This is a genomic window from Olivibacter sp. SDN3, from assembly GCF_014334135.1.
In the GTDB taxonomy this organism is placed as follows: domain Bacteria; phylum Bacteroidota; class Bacteroidia; order Sphingobacteriales; family Sphingobacteriaceae; genus Olivibacter.
The window spans coordinates 3635332-3660886 of sequence record NZ_CP060497.1 but is presented as its reverse complement, the minus strand read 5'-3'; the positions used below and the strand labels follow the sequence as shown (position 1 = coordinate 3660886).

The window sequence follows — 25555 nt, the reverse complement described above, 5'->3', positions numbered from 1 at the left end:
GCCATCAACATAACAAACTAAAAAACAATAAATTACTTCTTTATTGACAGGACATTTGTTCGAAAACGTACAGTAAGTCGTTCATTACCGAACACCAGTGGCCGAGATCTCTATATACGAACAAACTCCCTAAAATTTTCGTTGGTCACATCTGGGTAAAACCCATAAACCAAGCGGTTCTCTAGGTCTCTACGAGCGTCGGGAAAGTTTGTTGAATTTTCGTATTCTTCATAAGAAATGGCCGAGGACCAATAACTATAATTGTTTTACCTTTAAAAAGCTTTTCCGTTATCGTTCGTTCAATAACCCTCTTAATCATAAAAAAATCATTATTCACCAATAAGTAATATTTTTCGGTGAATTAATTCACCAAAAGTAATGCTTTTTAGTGATTTGATTTGCCCGCTAAAAAAGTATTATATTCGTATAAAATAGACATCAGCAACTGAAAAACGTTTACAAATGATTGCGAAGCAACATATCCATGATTACTCCAAGTTACCCGATGAATCCTTACGCAGTCCGCAAGGCGGAGGTTATTTTGCTGCGATAAAACTCGATGATTTTTCCTCCGAGCAGCTGGCAGCAACGTCAATTTACAGCCGCAAAGACTTCTACAAGATATCGCTGATCAAGGGAGATGCCACCTACCACTATCAGGACCGCAGTTACCAAGTAAAGCCAGGCGATTGCGTACTGGTATTTACCAATAGCGAAATACCCTATCGATGGCACATACATAGCGGCAAATGCAGTGGCTACAGCTGCATGTTCACCGAAGATTTTCTGCCCTTGCATACCTATATCCGCCCGGCCGATTGGGATTTGTTCGGTGGTATCAGCCAGTCTGTATTCCTCCTAAATCCTGAACAGGAGCAGGAATTCACCGATATCTTCAAAAAAATGATGGACGAACAGGACATAACCTACAAGCATAAATATGAACTCCTATTCGTATACGTACTGGAAATCATTTACCGGGCCATGAAAATGGAATCCATTGCCAAAACGAACCGGCTATCCGCAAAAAATCGGTTAACACAAACTTTTAAATCCTTGCTTAACGATCAGTTTCCTGTTATTAACCCCTTCCAGCCATTAACATTACGTACACCACAGCATTTTGCCGATCACTTGGCCGTACACATCAATTATCTTAACCGTGCGCTCAAAGAAAACACCGGCAAAACCACCACCAATTTGATTTCGGAACGCATTCATCAGGAAGCACGTGCCTTGCTCATACATTCCAATTGGACAATCAATCAGATCAGTCACTGTTTAGGTTTTGAGGAAGCCACCAATTTTACTAAGGCCTTCCGCAAATATGCAGGTGTATCACCATCCGAGCTCCGTAAGAAGGTTTGATTCAAACCCGTTTTGGTTTGATTCCTATCGAGCGATGTCTGCCCATTCCCGTAATTTTGATCTGTTCAATCAAAGAAACAGGCAATATGAAACCGAAATGTAAATAAGATTGGCATATAGGGCAATCATTATTTACATCGAGCTCTCATCAGCCATAAAGAAATAATTAGATGAAAACATGGTTAATAACCGGAACATCTTCCGGACTCGGACACAGGCTTACAGCGAAATTATTGGCACAGGGCGATCGCGTTGCCGCCACGGTAAGAAAGCCAGAAGCGCTTGATCAGTTAAAGAAGCAATATGGTGATCAACTATGGGTGGGCACCCTGGACGTTACCGACACGCCGGCCATTAAGCAAGTGGTAAATCAAGCCTTTACCGAACTTGGTAAAATCGATGTAGTGGTCAACAATGCAGGCTATGCTTTATTCTGTGCAGTGGAAGAAGCAAGTGACGAGCAGATCCGTCATCAGATAGACACTAATATCATAGGCTCTATACAGGTAATCCGTGCAGCCCTCCCTCATTTACGTGCACAGGGCGGAGGACGCATCTTGCAGCTTTCATCAGCAGGAGGCCAGACTACCTATCCGAATTTCAGCTATTATCACACGACCAAATGGGCCATGGAGGGCTTTTGCGATACCCTCGCTCAAGAAGTGGCACCCCTGAATATTGGCGTTACCCTTGTAGAACCCGGTGCACACGGAACCTCCTTTGGTACAGGTATGGTGACCGCTCCCGTCATGGACGCTTATGATGCTACACCCGCAGGAGATGTTCGCAGGGCAATTGCCCAAGGAACCTTTCCGATAAAGGGCGACGTTGAACGTAGTGTACAGGCGATGATTGAATGCGTTGATCAAAAACCGGCTCCGCTTCGGCTCGCCTTAGGAGGCGATGCCTACCGCGATGTACGCGCTTCCTTAGTAGCCAGACTAGAAGCATTGGACGCGCAGAAAGATCTTGCATTAGCCAGTGAAATGGCTGATTAAAATCAAATCTATGGCTTCGTTCACTTCGTATTCGGGAAAGCTGCCTGTAAGGCCTTCGCCTCTGCGGCGGACAGTTTTGAAACGCTGCCGTGTCTTGCATCGTCAGGCATGGAAACGTTCTTTTCTATTTTCCAATGAAGCAGATCTGAAGAAGATGATATGCCATACTGATCTACCATGGGGTAATCGTATAACAATAACCAACCCTTGTTTATAGGGTCTTTCATTACGCTGGGCCCTTCGGTAATGGTGGGTACAATCTGCCCCTCGTTTAATGGCCCTTCGAAAACTTCATAAGGCCCTTCTATGTTTTTGGATATGGCCACACGGATGCCCCTTCGTTCGCCGGTTTTTACACCAAATTCTTCTTCTTTATGGAAAAGATAGTAGGTCCCGTCGTGCTTGGTCAAGGTGCCGTCAATCACCGAATATGGTGGGGCAAACATCACCTTCGCTGGGCTAAAGTTTTCCCAGTCTTTCGTTGCGCAATACCAAAGTCTGCTTTCTTTCCATCCGGCATCTTTAAAAGACGACGACCAGAAAATAGTGTATTCCTTTGTGGTTTCATCATAGTAAAACTCCGGTGCCCAAATATTGCGCACTAACTGGCCCGACTCATCTTTCACATCCTTCATCAGGTGTATGTATTTTTCCAGCTTCCAGGTAATTAAATCTTTAGATGTCGCATAGGTAACGCTCGGCCCGAATTGCTTTCGGTTTTCGGCACCACCTCCACCCCCGGTGGCAATTAATCGCCATAAACCATCAGCACCGCGATGAATGTATTGATCACGCATAAACTGGTCCCAGATCGGTTTATTGTCGTTGATGGCCGTCCAGTGACGGCCATCATTTGACAAAGCAATATGAAGCTTAGCCTCCAGCATGGGATTTGGCAGGGGCACCTCTATGGTTTCTCCTTTAGCATTGATCTCGATACGGGTTGGATAACGCTGACGGAAGTAGGTCAGCATCCATACGCTATCCTGTTGCCTAATAACCGGTTTATCAGCTTTAGCTTGCGCGTTTAATAGCGGAGCCGATGAGACTAGTATCACGAATAGCAATAGCACCTTTTTCATGCACACTAGATTTTCTCATAAGTATCTGTAACGCCATCAGACGCAATCGACCCCATACTGAGGATGAGTCTATTCCCTGATAATCTGACAAATTGGTCACTAGTTCCATTCTCGGTTTCGTCGTTGAAAATAATTTTACGGCTAAATTCGTTACCATCAATTTCTCTAACTTCCACTTCCACAATCTCATAAGTTCCTTCGGCATAGGTTACTCCGTCAGAAATCCGCCGGAACCGTTGTCCGTCAAATTCGATAACCTGACTATCCGGAATCTCATAATCAGGTGAGCTAACAACAGCCTGTCCGCCGAAACGGTCTCGGAGTTCCCATCTTCCCTGGATGGACTCCAGGTCTACCTCCAGCAGATTATTATCATCTTTTCCGCAACTAACAAATAAGGTAACCAAGGCGATAATCAATAGGTTTAAAGTTTTCATAATAAGAGTTTAAGTTTAAAGTTTTAATAAACGTTTAAATGTACCAAAAAAACTGGTTTAAAGTCTAATAAAAAACGGCTCAGAATATCTAAACGCTACAGCTAAGTGCTTATTTAAATAAAAACAAACGGCATTGTTTAAGTCTATAAAATTGTCCATTTTTTGCTTTTACGTTCAATCATAATGCCCCAATTTTAAAAAATTATTGCATTTACTTAAATTTAAAAGCCCATGAACAAAAATTTACCTAGTAACGAATCTTCACAAGAGCCTAAAGAAAAACCTATTAAAGATGGGTTACGAAGCAAAGTCTATCGTTTTGACCAATTGCATTATTACAGCCACAAATTGGATGCTCCAAGACATTTAAATGGAAAATACGGCATTAAATCACCCCATTTCTTTATGCTGTTCGTATTGGAGGGACGCATCAGCATCCAAACCAATGATGAAGATAACCGATGGATAAGCCAGGGCGAATTTTTCTGCACCTACCATGATGCAGGTAAGTATCGATTGGCAATTGAGCCCGGCCCCCAACATGTGGTGACCTTAATCTATAACCCTACCTTTATCCATAAGGAGACCGCCAAAAATGAATTACGCTTTCCCTCCATACTGCCCGTTATAGAAGCACTGCTTAACCACAATAAGGGCGTTTCGTCGTTACCTGTATTGAAGTTTCCCGCCCGCATGGCAAGGCAATTGGAGGAATTGGTGGCTTTGGATCCAAATAAAAAGGCCAGCAACGTCGTGGCGCAATCGCTGGTTCTCGATATCGTCCAACAGTATCATCATGGCGTATGCGCCGCTCAACAGCATCCTTCACTAACGCTTGCTGAGCTTGTGAAGGTGTATATCGATCAGAATCTTTCCAATCCACAGCTGCAGCTGCAACTCTTAAGCGAACATTTTCATGCCAGCGCACGCACATTGCAACGTAAATTTCAGCGTGCCTACGGGTATACACTTAAAAGTTATATTACAAAGCAGCGGATGGATAAAGCCGCCCAGCTCCTTCGCGACGGCGTAGCTTTAGCAGATGTTCTGCACGCGGTTGGCTATGTAGATCAGCATAGTTTTTCAGTACAGTTTAAGAAGTATCATAGTTATGCGCCATCATTTGTCTGAGGCAAAACAAAATAATGATTACCCGCCGCGGCGATTATGATTACCTCACCATGCGGGGTAGACCTTAATTTTAATTTTGTCTCATAGCTCGATATGAAGAGCTCACGTGGAAACGGGTATTTTTACGGATAGATCGTTATAATGTTAAAAAAATGGTCGTTCATAGTCGAATGCGTGTCGTTGGTTCTTTTTTTTGGTGGATAGTGGGCGATTCTACATATTCGAAGTCAAATGGCCAAAATTGACTACATATGTTGGCGGGAATTCGCTAGTCGCTGTCCCGCTATCGAAGGCATAATAAAAACAACATATCCGCTTATGCAGGAGAAGTTAAAATACATACAAGTAGCAACGAAACAGCTTCATCAGCTAGTAGCCGTACCCGATGCACTTATCGAAAGACTGCATAAGGAGGTCAGGTTAGTGAAGCAACCCAAAAGCAGCTTCCTTGAGCAGGAAAATGATAATTACTATGACGGTCATTTATGGTATCTCGTGCGTGGGGTAGCATGTAGTGCCACATACGACGAACTTCAAGACAAAGAAAGACCGCTATTGTTATGGAAAAAAGGCGATATCTTCTTCCAACCTGCAAGCTTTTATGAGGAGAAAGATCTTCAAGAAAGTATTTGTCTTTGGGATGACAGCGTATTATTAAGCCTACCCTATCACCGTCTGAAGGGTTTACTTGCCGATTATCCCGAGTTCCAACCGCTATTACTCCGCCTTTATGGCCTATACCGGCACCGACTTGCAAAAGGCCGTATCGTCCAAAGTTATTCTGCTGCTGCACGTATTAGCCATTTGCTGGATGAATATCCGGGTATAGACTATACTGTTAAACAAGAGTTACTGGCCGATTACCTCAACATCAACCGGGCAACCTATAATCAACTTTATAAAAAAGTGAAAACTGGCACAAGCTAGGCTATCACTGTTGCATAGCTAACAGCAACTTGTTTGCCAAACAACCCAAAACTGTTCTCTTCCTAACTTTCTCCAAGTCTAAAGCGCTATACCTTAGTTTTTGTAAAAGATATGACCCGGGGAGCACCTTAGAGCATACCGTGGTTCCCCTGCGGGAAGAAGCTACCGAAGCTAACAGTATGGAGCCCCATAAGTGTAACTCCTGCTGCATGCACAAACCGCAGGTGCTGGCAACGATTGCAGCGGATCGGTAGCAAGGGACGCCAGGCGCAGCGATAAGCGCCAGGAATAATTAAACAAGGGTAGCCCTATCTAGGTGTAGTGCTATGTAGGTAAAATCAAAAAGCAGGTATCATGAACAAGCTGATGAACATGTGGATACAAAGACAGGAAACTATTAGCAGGAATTGGATGATCCAAACATTCGGTCCCTTTCTCCTTGCCTTTTTCAGGCAGTACCTCTCTATGTTTGTCTACATTATGTTTGTTCACAGAGGCTCTGCTCTTTTGTTTCATCTCCCCTTTTTGCGTTTTACTCACCGATGGTTATACCGCCGTAAGTTTGCCCTTTTCACGGGTAGGCCGTGTTGATTTAGTATCATCGCCCTAAAGATGGTGGGGTTTAAGAAACCTAACCATTGGTACTGCCAGCCAGGCGCCAAGGCAAAATCAGAAAAAATTCACTGGACATCACGTTTATTAAGGGCATATGGAAACGCTTATCAAACACAGAAAATCAATTAGACTATCAGTAAAAGTAAAGCAACATATTATTTTGTTTATCAAATTATTATTTGTTTTCATTTTCTGCTATACTGCTTTTGATAAGCTTCAGCATTTAGGCCGATTCAGCAGAGGCATTGAGCGGATTCCCTACGTAAATGGAATTGCGGATTGGATAGCTTGGGGAGTACCACTCACTGAACTCCTGATCAGCGTGTTGCTCATTATCCCAAGAACCGGTAGATGGGGATTAAGGATGGCGACGGGATTGATGATCATCTTCACGCTGTATCTAAGCCTGATGCTGACTTTCGCCGAAAAGCGCATGTGCCATTGCGGTGGTGTCATTGAATCCATGGGATGGGGTGAACATCTCCTATTCAATATAATTTTAATTGGATTAGGTAGTTATGCAAGCTATCTCAATCAAAATAATCATTAAAAAAAAACAACAATATCATGAAGATTAAACAAACAGTATCCCAAATCGCCCTAGGTTTGGCGGTTGTGGGAATTGGCGCTGCGGCAAGCGCTTTTACAAATCAAGAAATCCAGCAAGGGAGATTTCTTACCAATAATGGCCCTAATTATTCAGATCGTATGGATCTTGATGGTGACTGCTTGGCGACAAGTACAAAAGAATGTGCGTATGAGGTCACCTCACCAGAGAATGTTCCCATACAACCTACCCATACGGACGCTCAAGTCAATTCTTACCTACAAAATAATTGGATTGAGCCTATCGAGCAAGAGGGAACGTTCGCGCCTAATTAATCTGTAAATACAACAGATACAACTATTGTTCACGAGGAGCAGATAATTGCTCCTCGTGAATTAATTCTCTTTGAGTAGCCTGATAAGCCTTTCCCGACCTGCCTTGTTCCTTGGATTTGGAGGATTAGATGATAGTATCTCACCTTTTTCGTTCATTATCAGCAACCTAGGATATGAATTATATCCGTAATATTTTAACATAGGATTCTTTGAACCAAATCCGTTTACCCGCAAATCAATTCCTCCACGGGATGTATATTTTCCGGACCTGATACCCTGAATCCACCTTTCCCTTTTTAAATCTACGTTTACGGTTACAAAAACCAGCGTGGTGTCACCGACGAATTGATCCTTAACCGATTGTAAGGATTGTGCCATACCAATGCAACCCAAGCATCCATTGTACCAAAAATCCATTAACACCCGTTTGCCTTTAAAATCATTAGGCTTATAGCTATTGCCAGCTGTATCCAACAATACAAATGGATAGATTGGAGCCCCCTTTTGCATTTTTTTCTTGTAAGCACTCAAGCCACGCAAACATTCTGTATCGATCACAATAGCAAGTGCCTTTTCCAGTACGTCATTAGAGCTGTCCTGTTTTGCACCGAATTGGGCAAACAGTTCCATTATCATATTATCACGTAATTCACCATCGAAAGTGTTTACTATTCTTTCAAAAACAGCGTTAAATGCTAACTCACTCTTAAAACTTCTTTGATTAGCCAATTGAACAAGCTCTTCGCCAACAAACGCTAATCCTACCAAATAGTTGAGATAAAAATACGCCCGTTGCTGATACGATGTAAGCGTATCCATTTCTGTCATCTGCATTTTAAAAACATAGTCAGATAGTAGATCTCTTTCCTGAGCGGTTATGTCTGCATTATTGAGCAACTGAGCAATCCACTCCATCTTTCTTCCACGCAGAAAGCCTATACAATCATAAGTCATTGTTTCATAAACAGATGAATGCATATACCTCTGATATTTATCAAGGCAATTAAGCAGCTGGATTTCACGAGTTGAAAAATAATCGTCTAGACTTCGCAGCAGCTCAGCATATTTTCGTTTATTGACCAATTCACTGAATTTATCATCATCACTTTCGTACAATGTCTGGATAAGCCGCAAGCGGCTTATATATTTTTCACTACCACGTCCGGAAATTTTCGGACCTTTTTCGGTGAGTATGATGTGAATTTCATCTCCAGGTTCGGCAAGAAAGACAGCGTTTATATTATTGAAAGAAAAAAGTGAATTTCCAATTAAACATTCAAACTTCATATAGGCTGAAGGTTCTGGCAATTCAATTAAAAAGACCGCTTTACCATCTCTAAATGATTCCGTATGGATTTGATGGTTAAGCTCCGGAGCTCCATGAAAATATTTTTTAAAGACGGTTACCGTCATGGAACCATCTCTTCCATATGTGGTATTTTCATCCAGTTCAAAAGAAATCTTTACCTCCGCTCCCCCGTCGGTACTTTTACCAGCAATCGTATGTATAGGGATCAAAATTAAAAGCAGGATTTTTATCGAGTTATTCCATTTCATAAGCATAGTTAAAATCTGTCATTCTGGGCAATTCCGCTCAACGCAATTTCATCGTCGGGAATAGGAAAAATATATTTCGGACTATTTGGTGGCAAAGAAAATGTTTGGCCTTCCAGCCTTCGTTCTATAGTAATTGCTGCGCCTTCTTTATTTAGTCTTTTAATATCAGACCATCTTAGCCCCCTCCATACCAATTCTTTACGCCGTTCGTACAATACCATTTTCAGTGCATCCTGTTGATTAGGTAACACGAATGGTGCAAATGAACCCGAAACATAACGATTAACAAGCAGCTCATTTAAACATTCCTGTGCTACATCAACGTCACCTCTCCTAGCTGCACACTCTGCTTTTACTAGAAGAACCTCACCGGTGCTCAGACCTGTAAAAGGGTAACTTCCCCCACCCACATATCCTCGCTTAACAGTTTGGTAACCGTTGTTGCCCGTTTCGAAAAATATGGGTAATCGAAGATCATCTGTACTATAAAGATCTATCAACGAAGTATCTACCCCTATGTAACCTGCCATTATATCGCCGTAACCCGTAGTTGTTGAATAGACATTTACTTGCCGCGTGTGATAAATTATCTCCGCACTATTATAGGTAAATGGCGTAACTGTTACCGTATCAATTGTATTGTAGTCAATCAGGTCGCTATACATTGACCAACATTTATCGGCGTAATATTCAGCAGATTCGTATTGACGCATACTGAGGTAGATTCGAGCGCGTAATGCGTGAACAGCCACTTGCGAAGGACGGTTACGGTTCATCGTTGGAATATCAGTCCAAATTAAGGGCTCCGCTTCGTTCAGATCAGAAAAAATCTGTTGATAAGTATCCGCTACGGTTGCTCGCTGTACCAACTCATCGATACTACTTTTCAGCTGTATGGGTATACCCAAATCTTCCGATGAAGTAGATTCATCATACAGTGGTGCAAAATTTGAAACCAGTGAATACATCGCATAAGCCCGGATAAAAAGGGCCCATCCTCGAATACGTTGTCCATCCGTAGACTCCCGTTCATGCATTAACTCGAGTGCATCTAAAACGCTGTTCGCATAAAAGATTGCCTGATAAGGCTGATTCCAATCTGCAATATCCACTTCCCCCCCAAAGAGATCTATTTCCCACGTATATGCATTGCGTTGTGTAGCCGAAAACAAAGCGTTGAGAACCGCTTCATTATGAATAAAATATTCGTCCGCAGACGCTTGTGGAAGTGCCGGTGTCATATTAATTATTCGCTCATTATCCAACAAGCGGTACAGGTCCTGTAAAGAAGAAGGTTGAACAATATCCGTACTGGGTTTAGCGTCCAAAAATTCACTTTGGCAGCTATTAAAACATAAAGTGACACACAGGCAGATGAACACAAAACTCGTCTTTCTTTTTTCTATAGTGATTTTCATATTTGTATTGTTTTAAAAATCGGCTTTTATACCAAAAGCATAAGTTCTAGGTGCAGGTATACCAAAGGGAAAATCCGGATCAATGCCCTTCTTGTTCCCTGCCCAGAAAACCCCCACATTATTCACATAAGCATAGATATTTAGATTACGGAAGCCAACATTATGCAAAGCAGTTCGACCTAAATTTAAATTTAACTGCACATCTTGCAAACGGATCAGATCGCCTCTTTCTACCAGTACGTCCGCATATGTATAGAAGTTCTCCCGCAGCATATTTGCGGGATAAGCGAGTGCAGGAACGTTAGTGGTCATCTCATCTCCCGGTTTCTGCCAACGGCTTCCGTAATCAGCCTGTTGAAAATCACCCGCATACAGACTTACATTATTTAAACTCGGTCTCCGAAAAAAATGTCCCATCTTGTATACTAGATTAATAGAAAGGCTAAGTCGGCGATAGCTGAAATCATTACGAAGACTACCAAAAACTGTGGGTACGGCAGAACCGTTAAAAACCAAGTCGTCTCTATTCAGCGAATTTGTAATTGCCGAATAATTATCCGTCCGTTCTCCGGAAACAGAACCCCATGGATTACCCAAAGCATCCAAACCATCCCAGCGAAAACTAAATATGGAGAACTGCGGATAGCCTTCTAAGGGGTTGTCATAATTACCGTTTACGACATTATAATTCGAACCATTTGCCACAAGGTATTTAATTACCTCATCTTTAGCCATATTGAAAATATAGGTTGTTGACCATCTAAAATTACGATCCAAGTTTGCAGATGTCAGGTTAACCTCCCAACCTTTGCTGGATGTCGAAGCCGTATTACCCGTAAACATCGTGACTCCCGTCTGTGGTGCTATGGGGCTACTACCTATCAGATCCTCACCTTTTTTCGACCAAATTTCCACACTAGCCCTAATGACATCTCCCTTCAGCACAAAATCCAAACCTAGGTTTACATTACGTATTTTCTCCCAACGGAGGGCTTCGTTCGGCGGGTTGGTGATTTCATAATATGGAACATTCCAGTTATGTGCCCAACGGCCTGTTTGCGCAGTCAAATAGGCCGAAACTGACTTGTTCACGTTACCATTATAGCCATAGGTGGCGCGCAGTTTCAATAGCGACAGGAGATCAAACTTATAAAAGTCTTCCGCACTCAACACCCATGCCGCACCCGCAGACCACAACGGCACACCCCGTTGATTGGATTTCACGCCGAAAAGGTTGGAAGCATCCTTCCTTGCACTTCCCGAAATAATATAGCGGTCTTTCAGCGTGTAGATCACATTGGTAAAATAAGAAGTATAACGATCCACCGTTCCGCTGCGCCCGGTATTGGTGGGTATACGGCCCGTACCGTTGCTGTAGTAAATGGGATATTGCGCGGTGTAATTCACCGCAGCATTGTTATTGGTAGCCGTTTCCGGATCGTAGCCGTACAGCCCTATAGAGCTGATAGCTACCGAATAGTCCTTGATCTCATAACCCGCTACGGCATTGATGTGGTGGTCGTTGCCCAGCTGTCGGTCAAAGTTCAGCTGTAAGCGCCCGTTATGTAGCGTTGAGGTAGTGGTACGCGTGTTGAGGACATCCCCCATGGGTACGGCATGGAAAACAGCACCCGTAGCCGCGTCGATCTGGGTGTAGGTATTGATAAGGTTTCGAGTATAATAAGAATGCTGTGCCTGATGCGTTTCGAGTTCCCGCATCCCGCGTTCATGCACATACTGTAGGTGCGCATTCAGGCCCGGAAGCATTTCATAACGCATTGCACCCTGTATACGCAGGTTGGTAAAATTATTAAAGACCTGCGTTGCACCGCTCCTTAGCTCTTCCAGTGGCCTATAATCCCAGTTGAGCAGGCGCCCCTGCCCCACCGTATCCACATAGTTCAGGCGAAGTGTATTCGGAACAGCCAGGGGATTCCCCCGTTCATCAGCCAACAATTGATAGGGATAAGTGGCATTATTGTAGGGCACGCCCTGTTGCTTATCCGCACTTTTTGTAAAGAACAAGCCGGTGGTAAATTCCAGTCTGTTATTCAAAAAACCATAGCTATGCGTAGCATTAAGCGTAAAACGGTTATAAGATTCCGTTACATCATCCGGCCGGTTGCTATCGTAGCCCGCTGATAAATAGTATTTTTGTTGGGGGCCACCTCCCCGGATATTCAATTGGTACTGCTGGTTGACGGAAGTCCTTTGGAAGTATCGACGAATATCATCGCGCGCATCCATGCTTCCAAGTGCATCCAAACGGCTATTTAGCTCCTCAATAGATAACACTCCCTCCCTTTCATCCAGCAACAGCTGTACAACCGGAGATATGGCCGCATAACCATTGTTAATCGTGGCGTTGTAATGGCCACGGTCGAAAAGATCACGCTCCACTTCAATGAACTCCGCTGAAGAGAGCTGCGGCGTACGGTAGATATCCGGCTTCTCGCCAATGGTGACGTTGCCATTAAAACTGATCTGTGGTTTGGCGTTCAGACTCCCTTTCTTCGTGGTCAGTACAATTACGCCATTACCTGCACGCACGCCCCAAATGGAGGCTGCAGAAGCATCCTTGAGAATGGAAATATTTTCGATGTCATTGGGGTTGATACTGCCCAGATCCCCATCATAGGGGAAATTATCCAGAATGATCAGCGGATCGGCATTACCGAACAGGGTACTTCGGCCCCGAATCTGCAGATCGCTCTGCCCGGGCTGGCGGGCACCATGCGTATTGAAGAGCGTGCCACTGGTAACGCCATCCAGTCTGTCCAGGATATTGGTGCTCACCCTACGGTTGAGCAGCTCTTCGTTCACCTGTTCAAAACTGCCCGTTGCCCGTTCCTTATTGATTTCCTGATAACCCGATGATACGACGACTTCCTCCAGGAAATCATCGGCAGGTTCAAGTTGTATTTGGAAAGGTCCAAGCGTGTTTATATCAAATGTAATCTTTGCCGCCTTATAGCCCAGATAGGATACAAAGAAATGACCCGATGAGTCACGTGTGCTCAGGGTGAATTCCCCCCGTTCATCCGTAATCACACCGTTTCGGTTCAAGATCTTCACCGTTGCCCCTTCCAAAGCCACGCCGGTGGCAGCGGAGCTTACCGTGCCGTGCAAACGGTACGGTGGCTCCTGCTGCCGGGCGTGGGCCAAACAAACACAGAACAAGCTTGTGAGCCCGATTAGGGCAAAATTTTTAAAAGCTCCTACACGAAGTGCCTTTCCTCTATTGAGCTCCTTTGTGCCTTGATGCTTCAGCGAGGTATCAATGAGGTATCTCCGAGCGGATATATTGGTACAAACATCGTATAAACGCTCACTGATAGCAGGTTGATACTTAGTTGATCCTTTTCCAGACGAAGCGGGTACGAACAAGGTTGGTTGCCGGTACCGTGTATATCTGTATAGGAAGTACTGGATTTTGTGCAAAAAACACTTTGCTGTTCCAAGCACTTCGTTTGACTGAAGTGAGGTAATGCAGCGGGTTAACTGCCACTTATGGTTGTGATTTGTTCGACTGTTCTTCGAGTAGCGCTCGGGTCGGCTTCGGGTGGCAGCCGAAGAACAGTCGAAGCGGAGTCGAAGCCGACCCGAACAGGTGTCGAAGGATTCCCGAAGCAGGGTCGAACTTGTCTCGAAGGTATGTCGAATACTATTCGAAGCCCGCTGAAGAAGTTTCGACGTGGAGCTTGAAGGGTTTGGCCTTTGACTAACATAGTAATTATCTAGCAACCGATAAAACCGTTCCGATGTTGTATTTATAACTACTGATCGTTTGAATTTTCGGGCAAAAAGCTCCCTGATGTAGCTTGTAAAAAGCTTCATTGTTGTAATGATTTAGATTGTTCATGCAAATAGTTGATTGAAAAATCTACAACAGGGCGCCTCTGCCGAAGATTGGAAAAGGGTAATCTAAAACTACTCTGGCGCAGTGATAATTAATTCGTTTGTGTGTTTAGGTTTTGTTGTCATTTGCTCGTATAGTTAATACGAGTCGTACTGGGTGCAGAAACAGTAATGTGGGACTGCAAACCGTGGCACCATTTGGTTTCTGACGCCTGACGTTGACACGGAATTACAGCAGCCCCACATCTACTTCGACGTGCAAATATAACACATCTGTCGTAGCTGTGGATATTATCTGCTGTCTCGCGTCAACGGCGTCAGAAAAGGTGCCGCAAGACTCTTTAGTTAATACCTATTTTTATGTATTTTAAATGCTGTATATATCGTTTCTACACATATTTTTGCTATCTTTGGTATAGCAACAAAGTTAATGTTCAATTTGACAAAGCGTTATTTTTCGTGCTACTAAATAATCACTTAGAATACTAGCTTATCACTTAAACCTCTAAAGTATGACCGAATTAAAAATCATGAAAATTCTCAGGGAGGCAAATGGGTATAGTCAGGAATACACAGCATCCTATTTAAAGATAAGTCAGAATACCTACTCGAAAATCGAAAATGGTCAAATCCGTTTGACAATTGACCGAATGAAGAAACTCGCACAACTATATAATGTGCCTGCGAATGTTTTTCTTTCAGAAGATTTGCCAGTAGTTAATTTCAATACAGGATCACACAGCCGAACAATTATTAGCACGCAGGAATACAATGAATCTGAGCACAAAACTGTCATTAAACTATACGAGCGATTTATAAAAGAAAAAGACGAGCAAATTGAAGCTTTGAAAAAGCAAAATGAGAAACTGTCCAAGGAAAACGAAAGGTTATTATCTCATCTCATCGACGATAAAACAACCTAATAGATCTCATTATTGAAAGAGTTTTATAACTTTAACACCCGAAAACATAAAATATCATGACCAAAACTTTACTGGAAAATCTGAGAATCGAAAACAAATATGAGAAGGATCAATTGGCGGCTGTAATAGATGTATCTATTTCCGAATACGCGCTCATTGAGAGTGGAGTCGTTAAACCAACGTTCGATCAAGCAGGTAAACTTGGAGCCTATTATGGAATTGATCCTAAACATATCTTGGGTGTATCAGATAGTACTAATTATAATATCGGAACTTACAGTAGAACCATATATTCTGTCAACTATTATGAGAGCGAAGAAAAAGATTCAGAGAAATAAATAATAAACAATATAATTAAGGGAATCAGAAAAAGCAATAAAAGCAAAATTCAGTTCCTTCAAACTAAAAGAACAAAAGCTTAAGGAAAATGCTGTAAAGGGGAATGGCGCATCATCAAAACCTTGAATGAATTTACTAAATTTTTAGATGATGCAACGACTTTAAAATGAATAATTGATGGAAAATCTTATTATAAAGAATTTTGGCCCAATCATAAATGCTCAGATAGAACTGAAGCGCATTAATATATTTATAGGAACTACATCAAGTGGTAAAAGTACAGTAGCCAAACTTGCAACGATCTTTAAAAGTGGGCAATTTGCTGTCTCAAACAATCCATTTGGTGAGTTCAAAAAGCTGTTGAGCAACTATAACATTGAATATAATATCGGTAGTGATACTTATATAGGTTTCGAACACGACAGCTATACTTACGAGATCAAGAATAACAGTTTTATTATCAATACGAGCCACTTTGATCAACCCCGTTTAAACGCAATCTATATTCCGGCCGAACGTGTGTTCTTTTCTACCCTATCACAATCCATTTTCAGCTTGATAAACAGCGACATAGCACTGCCTAAATGGCTAATCGATTTCGGGGCAAAATTTGAAAAAGCCAGAAGTGCAATCAAGACCTTTCCCATAGATTTTCTAAATGCAAAATACGAGCTGCGCGATGGTACAGATTATATTGTCCTCCCAAACCAAACAGCTATAAAACTCGCACAGGCATCCAGTGGCATCCAATCCATCTTGCCGCTGTTACTAGTCGTGGAATATAACACCAAGAATACAAAAAATGGTGGGGATGACCTGTTTGTAATAGAGGAACCGGAACTTAATCTATATCCATCTTCCCAGAAGGATCTCATTGAGTTCATTATAGAGAAAATAAATGCCTCGGAAGATCAACTGATTATTACAACGCATAGCCCCTATCTGTTAACCTCCATTGACAATCTGATTCAGGCAAATAATGTTGCGGAACACAGGTCTGAGGTGAAGGAGGCTGTTGAAAAATTGGTTCCTTTTCCCCAATGGGTTAATTTTGAGAAGGTGGCATGCTATTTCTTTGATGAAGGTACTGCAAAATCAACATTGGATGAGGAGCTGCAATCTATCGGTCCATCCAACATCGATGATGTATCAGGAACAATAAGTGAAACATTTGAGAAATTACTGACCTTGAAATACGCAGAATAATGACGTGCGACAACCTAAAAACCATACTAAAAGGCGAAGACCAATGTTTTAGCAATGCCTGTAGTGCAATTGAAAACGGCAAAAAGTTTATCTTACGGAACCCGAGCAACAAAACCGTCTGCCGTGTACGTGTAGACGATTGTCTTATTACCGATAAAACAATAAAAAAGTGTGATTATCTGTTTCAGGTTAGTGGTTCCAAATTCTATTTGGTAGAGCTCAAAGGAAAATCTATAGATGATGCGGTAGCCCAGATATTATCGACCTATGATAACGTAAACAAAAAAATTAAGGCACCAGCATCGGACTATAGCGGAATCGTTGTTTCAAGTGCTGTACCAAAAGCCGCGGACCAAAAGTTCAAAAATATTCAGGAAAAGATTTACCGTGATAAAAAGCTAATGATTAAACGGAAACAGTTTCATTACGAGGAAATAGTGTAAATCTATTTAAGGTGTTAGCGTAGTTACTTTGAACGAAAATCAAATCAAAAGCTTGCTTGGAAAAAGGGAAAGATAGAGGTAGGTTTGTTTGTCAGAAAGTCTCATGAAATTAGTCAACGACTTGTTGACTAATTTCCTTTTCATTATTGAGATGGTCTGAAGAGGTCTTATACCGATATAGCTATACATTTTTGCTGATACAACTCATCAAAAAAACTGTATAGTTTTTCCTGTACAAGACCTAGTGTAAAGCTATTTCAGGACAAGACAAAAAAAGACGCCCCTTCTAAGTAGTAATGTTCACCAAATCTAAATACCATAATTTATTTTTCAGTAATTTAAACGTTGTTTTATACGCGTGGAATCTGATATGTCAACATCTCAAAATAGTTCCTTATATCGGATGAGCAAGTAACTAGAGAGAAGCGAGCGATATTAGAATCAAATTTATCTACGTTCTCCTCTATTATGCAATCATCTGAATATTCCGTTGATGTTGGTTCTTCCCCACTTTTGGTGGTAAATCTATGAGATCAAGCCTTTGGCTTCGTTATATTACCAATGAATGCCACCAAAATAATCTTCAATTCCGGTGACAGTTTCCGGGTCATTTCTGTAGATAACCAGATCGATAAACTTAATATTTATGTGCAGAGCACCCAAAAAGGAAGTGCCTGTCCAAATTGCTGTTTAGTATCTTCAAGGATACACAGCTATTACACCAGAAAGTTTAATGATCTACCTTCGTTCGGAAAATCCTCGAGAATATTACTCAGGGCCCGTAAGTTTTATTGCCTCACCGATGAATGTCCATTAAAGGTATTTACCGAAAGGTTCGATAACCATTTCCGGTCATATCAGCGGAAAACGGAGAGATTACAGGACAGACTACTGAACATAGCAATTGAAGCCGGTGGAAAATCCGGCGAAAGAATATGTGGTGAATTTTCTATACCGGTAAGTGATACAACCTTATTACGTATAATAGACCGAGCACAACTTCCCAAAAGCAATGAAGTGGTAGCTTTAGGCGTAGATGACTGGGCTATCCGAAAACGGGAGCGTTACGGCAGTATACTCGTAGATTTAGCAGCAAACAGACCGATTGGCCTGCTCGGCGACAGGGAAGAGAAGACCCTTTCCGGTTGGCTGAAAGAGCGGCATAAGATACAGGTCATTTCAAGGGACAGGTATGGCAATTATCAACGTGGTTCAACGAAAGGTGCACCGCAGGCCATCCAGGTAACGGATCGCTGGCACCTGTTGAAAAACCTTGGAGAGGCGGTCCGGAAAATCCTGGACAGGGAACACGCAGCCATGAAAAGAGTAAGGGATGTCCAAAGTGAAATAAGTCATGCATCTCCACGCATATTGAAAAGTATGGCTTCGCCACGTCAGCAGGAAAAGTTCCGGGAGGTGAAGCGATTGTTACAACAGGACATTCCGATCAGGGAAATAGCCAGAAGGTTTAAGATGAGCCGTATAACAGTCAGAAAATATAAACACTGCGAGGAACTTCCGCGAAAAACGTACATCTCACCGACAGGGCTGGAGGAACACCTTGGTTATATAAAGAAAAGGAAAGCAGAAAATCCGGCAATCCAGCTAAGACAGTTACATACTGAACTTAAAGGCCGCGGATATCAGGGTGCATACTCTACCTTATCCGACGGGCTGGCCAGGCATAGTCTGGCAATGGGTAAGAAAAAGGGAATAAAAACTGTGTTGCCCTCGGATCTCAGTCTCTGGAGACCATCGAGAAGTGCTATGCTCTTTTTCAATGATCCCAAAAAACTTTCTGGGGATGAACCGAATATATTGAATCAGCTCTGTACGGCCTCAATTGTATTGAGGAAATCGCTATTTTTTATAAGACAATTCCGTCAAATGATGTTTAAAGATCAATCTAGCTCGGGCTTACAGGATTGGATACAGAGCGTAAGTGATTCCTCGATTCCGGAATTATGTGGTTTTGCAAAAGGGCTCCGACAAGATTTCGCGGCAATCAAAAATGCATTCGATCTACCATGGAGCAACGGCCCGGTTGAAGGAAACGTGAATAAGTTAAAGACCCTGAAAAGACAGATGTATGGACGTTGCTCACTTCGCTTACTGGAGAAAAGGCTGATACTAGCTCCTTCGTAACCACCAAAAGTGGGGAAGAACCCGATGCTGACCCGTAATACAAACGATTAAAAAACACTGGATAAATGCCTCACCATATACGAAAATCAATCAAAACCCTCAAAGGTACTTGACACCTATTAGAAATTTGCCGCGGAGCGCCAAGAAGTATTCTTCAATCGTTCAGCAAATCTACCGTTCTTGACTGCCGATTCTATTCTTTCGGGACATAAATTTACTAACGCATATCGCGCCAGATTCAGGTTCGGTATTTGCTAAAATAAGTGAGACGCTGCCTCACTTATTTTACTAACTTCGTTTCAACAAAATTACTAGCAAAAGTCTCTGGCATCAATCTATAACCTTTTATTCTACTCACGTTAAAATGGCGAGTTTTACCTTCTCTCAATAAGCAATTAGCTTTTAAAATTAATCTGGTTTTGCTATTGGCGGTTTCGGGTTCTTCTTCAATCAACTCATTAACATAAATAATCCTTCTTGTATACCTTTCGTTTCTGTCAGAATATTGAATCTCAAACCATTTATTTTCGAGATTTTCTTTATTATCTACATTAAAAAAATCAGTGATTTTTTTGAATTCGAATTTGCTATTATGTAACAATGTTTCTATATCATCTGCGCTGAGTGTATTGAAATCCGATATTTTTGCTAACTGCTCTTCTGTTTTTAGGGTGACTAACTGGTTTGTGAACAAATTTTTAAATCGGTAAACGTAGTAGTAATGTTGCCAAATAATATCCTCTATTTTGAATGGTGTAGCTTTAACTTTCTTGGACGCATTTTCTTCCAATTGGCTGGGCGAATTATACAAATAATGTAAAGTAGGGCTATAGCTCTTAAGTTCCGTTGATAGAGTTTTAATTGCTATCATCGGTATGTACTCCTCACTGTATTTAGATGTTGCATTGTTAAACCATCTTAACTTTACAGACAATTTGGACTTCCTATAACTTATTTTGCCACTTTTTTCATTATACTTCTGATAATCTTCATTGTTTTTAATATCTATTATCGTACCAAGGGGCGGCAAAAAATCTAGTAAATTATTTATCTTCGGCTTCTTTAGTTTCCCGTCAGAATCCGACCATAGTTTTTTCTTTTCGAGTTCTAAATCAACGTTAGTTAAAATAGCCATCTTACCTAATAAGTTCTTTTTCACTTCCTCGGCACCCTTGTCCTTATACTCTATCAAAAGCTTATTATCGCCTTCTTTAATAAATCGAATTTCTCTTCTCTTAAACCAATTATACTCAAAAGAACCGTTAATCGTCGAATAGTATAAGCATTTGTAAGAATCATTATCTTCATACACACCACTAACTGCATTATATTTTGCCCCGTAGTTTTTTTCAACAACAATCATTAATGGCGGTGTGAAATGCGCATAGGTTGTTATCAACACATTTCTGTTGTCTTGAGTATAAGGATGAGCTAAATTGGACACTATGGATCCGATCGGAATTTTCTCATCTTTTTCTTTATAATCTTGCGTATCGATGTACGGATTTGTAGGTTCAGATTTTTCCATTTTAGGTTATTATTTATGCTTGCAATTTAATAAATTTGGGAAGCTTATGCAATGGGATAAATAGCAGTTTACAATTAGGTAGGATCAAAGAGCTTTTATGGCTTTACTATTAGAAATAATAGGTTAGGTGTTTATTGAACCAAGGCTTGAATGCTTCTAGCACTTTGGTTATAAATACTTCAATGATGAAGTTAAATGCTGACAAGGTATCTAAATGTACCAAGACAGTTATAGCTACTAATATAGCAATTATTCTAAATAGTTTGTTCATGTAGTAGATTACTTTATTATGTTTATCGAAATTACAATGACTCAGTAATTGGGTCCTGGTCCGCATGTAAAAATGGTTATGTAAACAATAATGCATTATTGATAGCCCTTGCATGAGCTTTACTTTATACCTATGATCCCTAAACCTGACTGGCTTCAAAGCAAAGGATATATGCACATTACTCCTTCTCTAAATGTTGAGAGTAATTGGAAAATTTATATGCATAAAATAAAATCTCCAAGTTATATTGCTAAATATGCATTTTACCCCCTAATACATCGGATACTCTCAGATCGTAAGTATAAAAAACCAAATCAAAAAAAGCATATAGGAAACAAAAGAGCACATAGTCACAAGATAATCGGCAAGAACACCGTGGAGCGAAGTGTAAAAAAGAGACCATTGCATTATGCCAGCCATTTCGATTCACTGATTTATTCCTACTACGCTCATGAATTAGGGAAACTCTACGAAAAAAAATTGAAAGAAGACCCAGAATTGAATAAAGCTGTACTCGCCTACAGGACAATCCCCGTAAATGAAACCACCGAAAAAGGAAAAAGTAATATTCACTTTGCTCGTGAAGTGCTTGATGAGATTAAAAGTTGTGTTGAAAAGTATGGTAAAATCTCCGCTCTTGCAATTGATCTAAAAAGTTTCTTTTCCTCTATATCACATAAACATCTATATAAGATTTGGTCTAATTTATTAGAAGAGGAAGCTCTACCGGCTGATCACTATAATGTCTTTAAGGCCTGTACTAACTTCAGTTATGTTCTTTATAATGATTTAAAAAAGAATAAAACCGGTTTCGATGAATCACGTCTCTCTAAAATAAGAAAAAGTAAGGGCTTTAAATGCTTTTTCCAATCGAACGAAGAGTTCCGAAAAGAGATAAGAGAAGGAAGATTAAGTATCTACAAAAATCCTTTCAGAAGAATAACCCCAGAAGGAAAGAAAGAGAAGATCGGAATTCCACAGGGGCTTCCTATAAGCGCAGTATTAGCAAATCTATATCTGCTTGAGTTTGACACTACAATTATCAACGAACTAACTAAAAAGCTAGGGGTATTTTATAGAAGGTATTCGGATGATATATTGATTCTGTGTTCCCCAGAACAGGTTGATACGATTGATAAATATGTTAACGAGTTAATCGTGAAGTATGAAGTCGAAATCAGTCAAGAAAAAACAGAGCGATTTCTTTTCAGAAGATTAGTTTACAACAAAAATAAAGATAAAAGAATCACCTCGATTAGGGTAACCCAGTCGGTTTCTATTATAGATTCTCCATTAACTTATTTGGGCTTTGAATTTCGAGGTTACAACACTTTGATAAAATCCACCAATATCGCAAAATACTACAGGCGAATTATCGAAATAATAAAGAGGCGATCAAGAAGAGCGATAAAATTGTCGCAGCATAACCCAACAGTTCCAAGAGCCGTATACATTAATCAAATTAAGAAGCTATATAATACCCCGTTGAAACACGCTAACAAAACCGAAGCTAAACAAGTATTTAGAAGAAGATACTCATTAATAGTGAACGAACGTGGTGATTTTGTCTTCAAGCATTTTGACTTGGAGAGTAAGAATCAATCGAACTACATGTCTTATATCAGGAGGTGTAAAAAAGAATTTGAATCAAATTCTTTTTCACGACAACTACGAAAACGTAGACAGATTATTGGTCAGGCTATTAATAAGCATTTGGTGAATAAGAAATAACTTATCAGCTTTGAAAACACACGATTTAACGAACAATAAACACTGAGCAATTTGGCTGAATTTCAATATCTTTCGAAAAATCACTGTCATTCGCGATTTTTCTTTCAGGATCGTAAACAATAAACAATTTGTGCTTTTCTTTTGGATATTTTGTAATGTCAGCTCCAATTTGATCCGTAATCGCTGCTTTAGAAGTTCTCCCACGCAAATATTTCGCCTCTATTAATAAATTGTAAGCATCTAAAAAAGAATGATCTGGTATAACACGAGCAACTGAAAATTTTATTGTCGGATATTCCCTCCCATAATCAGCGCTTTCGCTTTGAATAAGAGCATGTATAAGGTCATTTAATGCATTTTCATGCTTGGGTTTTTCATGTTCAAATGCTTGAGGTATTGCTACAATGAGCTTCGCTTTAATCACATCAATTAAACACTCTACCGGAGGCTTTAGATATACTCTGTCATCAATATAAGCACATAGAGTATTTGCAACTTTAGGCTTAAGTGGATCTTGAAGAAGCCTTATCCTCTGGAGAGCACTTAATACCTGCGTAGTATGCACTTTTAGCAGATCATAAATTCTCAATGCCTTTTCTGACGGTAGCTGTCCTTTTAAATAAGGTAATATATCAGTTAATGGCGCTAACATTTCATATTGGAAGTTCAGTTCTGTAAAACCGTTGTATTTTACAATTGCTCTGATATAGTCATTTAAATGTGTTCGTGATTCTAAACTAACAACAGGATCTCTCGCGATATCAACATCATAAATTGCGTCGAAGTCCTCGAGACCCGAAGCAAACGCTGCCAATCTCCTATCAACGCATTGGGAACATCCCCCGCAATGAGTTGCTTGAGAATTATTTTCAAACCTAAGAAACGTTTTTGTACATGAGATTGTGGAATTGATATAATTGATCTTGCCCGCCGACTCGATTTTCTTAAAAATATCGGTTTTAGTATTATACAGAAAAGGGTGAATAATGGGGCGGTGCTCTCCTCCAACAACAGAATAGAAATTTTCAAACAACTGCAAAGTTTTAGGATGTGTCGTTCTACTAGCTCGAGCATTTATCAAATCAGCCCGCTTTGAAAAGTTTAAAGACGTTATGCCATTTTCAAATACGTAAATATCCTTTTCTGAAGCAAGCGTAGACAGCGCATAAGCAATTGTCGTATATAAAAATATTCGTGTTCGCTGGGTTTCCTCAACTGCTCGTTCACCATGAAGATGAAGATTACAATAGAAAGGAAAATACTGAATTCTATTAGGAAAATCGTTCTGAAGCAGACCATATATGCCTTTCTGAATTTTTGAAACTCCAGTTGTATTAGACCTGTGGCTTACTAAAATTAAATTTTTATCCGTTTTCGTAAGAATTTCAAGAGCGCCAGCTAGCGAGTCTAGACCGCCAGAAAAAAGACAGATAATGGAATTTTCTTTTTTTTCCAACTGAATCGCTTCATTGTCATAAAGACTTACTTGGCCAAAGTCCGTCCCTCCTTCTTGAAATTTAAAAGTATATTCTAAATCACCAGAAACGAAAACCAAGGCTTCAGATAATGACTTCGAGACTTCAGGACGAGACCAAAACGAAACGTCTCTTACTTTGATAAAAAAATCCAATTGTCGAGACCAGCTGTGATATTCGAGGCTATCATTAGCGCCACGGCCGATCATTCTGTCAGCCGCATACACGTACCCTGCTATTTCTAACAAATCTTTAATACGATCGGGAAAATGGCAGTTAACAGATTTAATGAAGTGTGGCAAATCAAGATTTATATTCTGCCCTTTAGTAGAGGTATCGATACACAACTCATGAATATGGCTTGGAACATATTGTTTCAATTTTCGAGGGGAAGTACGAGCTCCACCACACAACACGATATGGTGGTTAGATTTAATCATTAGCTATTTCCTCCCTTACTAGCTCGCTGTTTATTTTCTGAAAAGCAAATGAAAGGAAACCTCTTATCCTCTTATCAGTTGGTAATTTTTCTCTTGCATATTTATTAAACCATGCCGCTGCGAATGACTGCGTTATTTTTGAAGTCTCAAATGCATGTTTTGCAATCCTATCAATATGAGTTTCTAAATTTTTATTAAACTGTGTTCTATCATAAAGGTTGTTAATCTCCGCTGCTGCCTCCCTCTCTAAAAAATATTTTAAATATCGTTCTGTAAATTTCGAAAAAAACAATCTAGACAATTCACAAAACCCAGCTCCATTTGAAGCTTTCCTCCACAATTCAAGGCTCCCATCATTAGACTCAAAAAGATTTTGCTGCCCGGTCTCGTTGACTCTAGCCCATTCACTAATCGTTTCGATAATCGACTGAACTGCAAAAGATGAGTATTCCTGAGAGTCAATATCTTCTAAAACGTAATTTTGTATGCAAAATGCCAAGTCATAGAGGTTGAAGTTTTTCGGAAGGACTATCCCTTGTCCCTGTAACTTCTCAAGTGCGTCGTCTGACTTTGCTAAATGCGCAAGTGTTAATATGAATTTGAAAGCAGCAAAAACACTAGAATCAGAAGTTATGTCTTGGAATCTACTCCTGACATTTCTTGTAGCTTGAGAAGCTATTTCTGCAATATTATCCTCACTATCAGTATAATTACCAACACTTCTCACAATATTTCGCCACCGCTCACTTTTAGGTAAAGTTCCAATACGTTCGTGACCCAT

General features: G+C 40.7%; 22 protein-coding genes and 1 pseudogene. 13 read left to right on the top strand and 10 right to left on the bottom strand.

The features are described 5' to 3' along the window. The first annotated feature begins 462 nt into the window (after positions 1–462). Positions 463–1368: an AraC family transcriptional regulator gene (locus H8S90_RS15230; protein WP_187338715.1), complete on the top strand. Its 906-nt coding sequence runs from the start codon at positions 463–465 to the stop codon at positions 1366–1368. Between the two features lie 170 nt (positions 1369–1538). After that, positions 1539–2366: an SDR family oxidoreductase gene (locus H8S90_RS15225; RefSeq protein WP_187338714.1), complete on the top strand. Its 828-nt coding sequence runs from the start codon at positions 1539–1541 to the stop codon at positions 2364–2366. Between the two features lie 20 nt (positions 2367–2386). On the opposite strand, the gene H8S90_RS15220 is transcribed toward H8S90_RS15225, so the two are convergent. Then, a complete protein-coding gene (locus H8S90_RS15220; protein WP_255501618.1) occupies positions 2387–3448 on the bottom strand; it encodes a glycoside hydrolase family 43 protein in 1062 nt (353 codons plus the stop codon). Positions 3449–3453: 5 nt separating this feature from the next. Further along, a complete protein-coding gene (locus H8S90_RS15215; RefSeq protein WP_187338713.1) occupies positions 3454–3885 on the bottom strand; it encodes a hypothetical protein in 432 nt (143 codons plus the stop codon). Between the two features lie 231 nt (positions 3886–4116). On the opposite strand from H8S90_RS15215, the gene H8S90_RS15210 reads away from it, so the two are divergent. Both H8S90_RS15210 and H8S90_RS15205 read left to right on the top strand, forming a co-directional pair. Beyond that, the gene (locus H8S90_RS15210) at positions 4117–5016 is read left to right on the top strand and encodes a helix-turn-helix transcriptional regulator (protein ID WP_187338712.1); all 900 of its coding nucleotides are present in this window, start codon (positions 4117–4119) and stop codon (positions 5014–5016) included. Between the two features lie 318 nt (positions 5017–5334). Further along, on the top strand, positions 5335–5943 hold the full coding sequence (locus H8S90_RS15205; protein WP_187338711.1) for a Crp/Fnr family transcriptional regulator: 609 nt from the start codon (positions 5335–5337) through the stop codon (positions 5941–5943). A 324-nt stretch (positions 5944–6267) separates the two neighbouring features. On the opposite strand, the gene H8S90_RS15200 is transcribed toward H8S90_RS15205, so the two are convergent. Continuing rightward, the gene (locus tag H8S90_RS15200; protein WP_187338710.1) at positions 6268–6459 is read right to left on the bottom strand and encodes a hypothetical protein; all 192 of its coding nucleotides are present in this window, start codon (positions 6457–6459) and stop codon (positions 6268–6270) included. A 193-nt stretch (positions 6460–6652) separates the two neighbouring features. Here H8S90_RS15200 and H8S90_RS15195 point away from each other — a divergent pair, with 193 nt between their 5' ends. Together H8S90_RS15195 and H8S90_RS15190 are read left to right on the top strand one after the other, a co-directional pair. After that, the gene (locus tag H8S90_RS15195) at positions 6653–7108 is read left to right on the top strand and encodes a MauE/DoxX family redox-associated membrane protein (RefSeq protein WP_187338709.1); all 456 of its coding nucleotides are present in this window, start codon (positions 6653–6655) and stop codon (positions 7106–7108) included. A 17-nt stretch (positions 7109–7125) separates the two neighbouring features. Further along, complete coding sequence (locus H8S90_RS15190) at positions 7126–7440, top strand: hypothetical protein (protein WP_187338708.1); 315 nt, start codon at positions 7126–7128, stop codon at positions 7438–7440. A gap of 60 nt (positions 7441–7500) precedes the next feature. On the opposite strand, the gene H8S90_RS15185 is transcribed toward H8S90_RS15190, so the two are convergent. The 3 genes from H8S90_RS15185 to H8S90_RS15175 are packed head-to-tail and all read right to left on the bottom strand — an operon-like array spanning position 7501 to position 14252. Then, positions 7501–8997, bottom strand: coding sequence for a hypothetical protein (locus H8S90_RS15185; protein WP_187338707.1), 1497 nt, complete (start codon positions 8995–8997; stop codon positions 7501–7503). A gap of 8 nt (positions 8998–9005) precedes the next feature. Further along, complete coding sequence (locus H8S90_RS15180; RefSeq protein ID WP_187338706.1) at positions 9006–10415, bottom strand: RagB/SusD family nutrient uptake outer membrane protein; 1410 nt, start codon at positions 10413–10415, stop codon at positions 9006–9008. A 12-nt stretch (positions 10416–10427) separates the two neighbouring features. Next, positions 10428–14252 carry a SusC/RagA family TonB-linked outer membrane protein gene (locus H8S90_RS15175; RefSeq protein WP_187338705.1) on the bottom strand — a complete coding sequence of 1275 codons (3825 nt, stop codon included), beginning with the start codon at positions 14250–14252 and terminating at the stop codon, positions 10428–10430. 533 nt (positions 14253–14785) lie between these two features. Between H8S90_RS15175 and H8S90_RS15170 the strand changes: the two genes are divergently transcribed. The 6 genes and pseudogenes from H8S90_RS15170 to H8S90_RS26475 all read left to right on the top strand — a co-directional run. Beyond that, positions 14786–15196, top strand: coding sequence for a helix-turn-helix domain-containing protein (locus tag H8S90_RS15170; RefSeq protein WP_187338704.1), 411 nt, complete (start codon positions 14786–14788; stop codon positions 15194–15196). Between the two features lie 56 nt (positions 15197–15252). Beyond that, complete coding sequence (locus H8S90_RS15165) at positions 15253–15534, top strand: helix-turn-helix transcriptional regulator (RefSeq protein ID WP_187338703.1); 282 nt, start codon at positions 15253–15255, stop codon at positions 15532–15534. 178 nt (positions 15535–15712) lie between these two features. Continuing rightward, positions 15713–16741, top strand: coding sequence for an AAA family ATPase (locus H8S90_RS15160; protein ID WP_187338702.1), 1029 nt, complete (start codon positions 15713–15715; stop codon positions 16739–16741). Further along, entirely contained in the window at positions 16741–17184 is a 444-nt protein-coding gene (locus tag H8S90_RS15155; RefSeq protein ID WP_187338701.1) for a hypothetical protein, read from the top strand. The genes H8S90_RS15160 and H8S90_RS15155 overlap by 1 nt, the downstream gene beginning before the upstream one ends. Positions 17185–17745: 561 nt before the next feature. Beyond that, positions 17746–19329: an ISL3 family transposase gene (locus tag H8S90_RS15150; protein WP_187338700.1), complete on the top strand. Its 1584-nt coding sequence runs from the start codon at positions 17746–17748 to the stop codon at positions 19327–19329. A 135-nt stretch (positions 19330–19464) separates the two neighbouring features. After that, positions 19465–19587: pseudogene (locus tag H8S90_RS26475) on the top strand (nucleotide kinase domain-containing protein); the annotation flags it as partial. A 22-nt stretch (positions 19588–19609) separates the two neighbouring features. Here H8S90_RS26475 and H8S90_RS15140 read toward each other — a convergent pair. Beyond that, positions 19610–20857 (bottom strand): hypothetical protein, encoded by a 1248-nt coding sequence (locus H8S90_RS15140; protein ID WP_187338699.1) that lies wholly within the window; start codon positions 20855–20857, stop codon positions 19610–19612. A 109-nt stretch (positions 20858–20966) separates the two neighbouring features. Continuing rightward, positions 20967–21128, bottom strand: coding sequence for a hypothetical protein (locus H8S90_RS15135; RefSeq protein ID WP_187338698.1), 162 nt, complete (start codon positions 21126–21128; stop codon positions 20967–20969). 132 nt (positions 21129–21260) lie between these two features. Between H8S90_RS15135 and H8S90_RS15130 the strand changes: the two genes are divergently transcribed. Further along, positions 21261–22859, top strand: coding sequence for a reverse transcriptase domain-containing protein (locus H8S90_RS15130; RefSeq protein ID WP_222852108.1), 1599 nt, complete (start codon positions 21261–21263; stop codon positions 22857–22859). Positions 22860–22884: 25 nt separating this feature from the next. Here H8S90_RS15130 and H8S90_RS15125 read toward each other — a convergent pair whose 3' ends face one another. Continuing rightward, positions 22885–24774, bottom strand: coding sequence for a hypothetical protein (locus tag H8S90_RS15125; RefSeq protein WP_187338697.1), 1890 nt, complete (start codon positions 24772–24774; stop codon positions 22885–22887). Beyond that, a complete protein-coding gene (locus tag H8S90_RS15120) occupies positions 24767–25555 on the bottom strand; it encodes a hypothetical protein (protein ID WP_187338696.1) in 789 nt (262 codons plus the stop codon). Before H8S90_RS15120 ends, H8S90_RS15125 begins: the two co-directional genes overlap by 8 nt.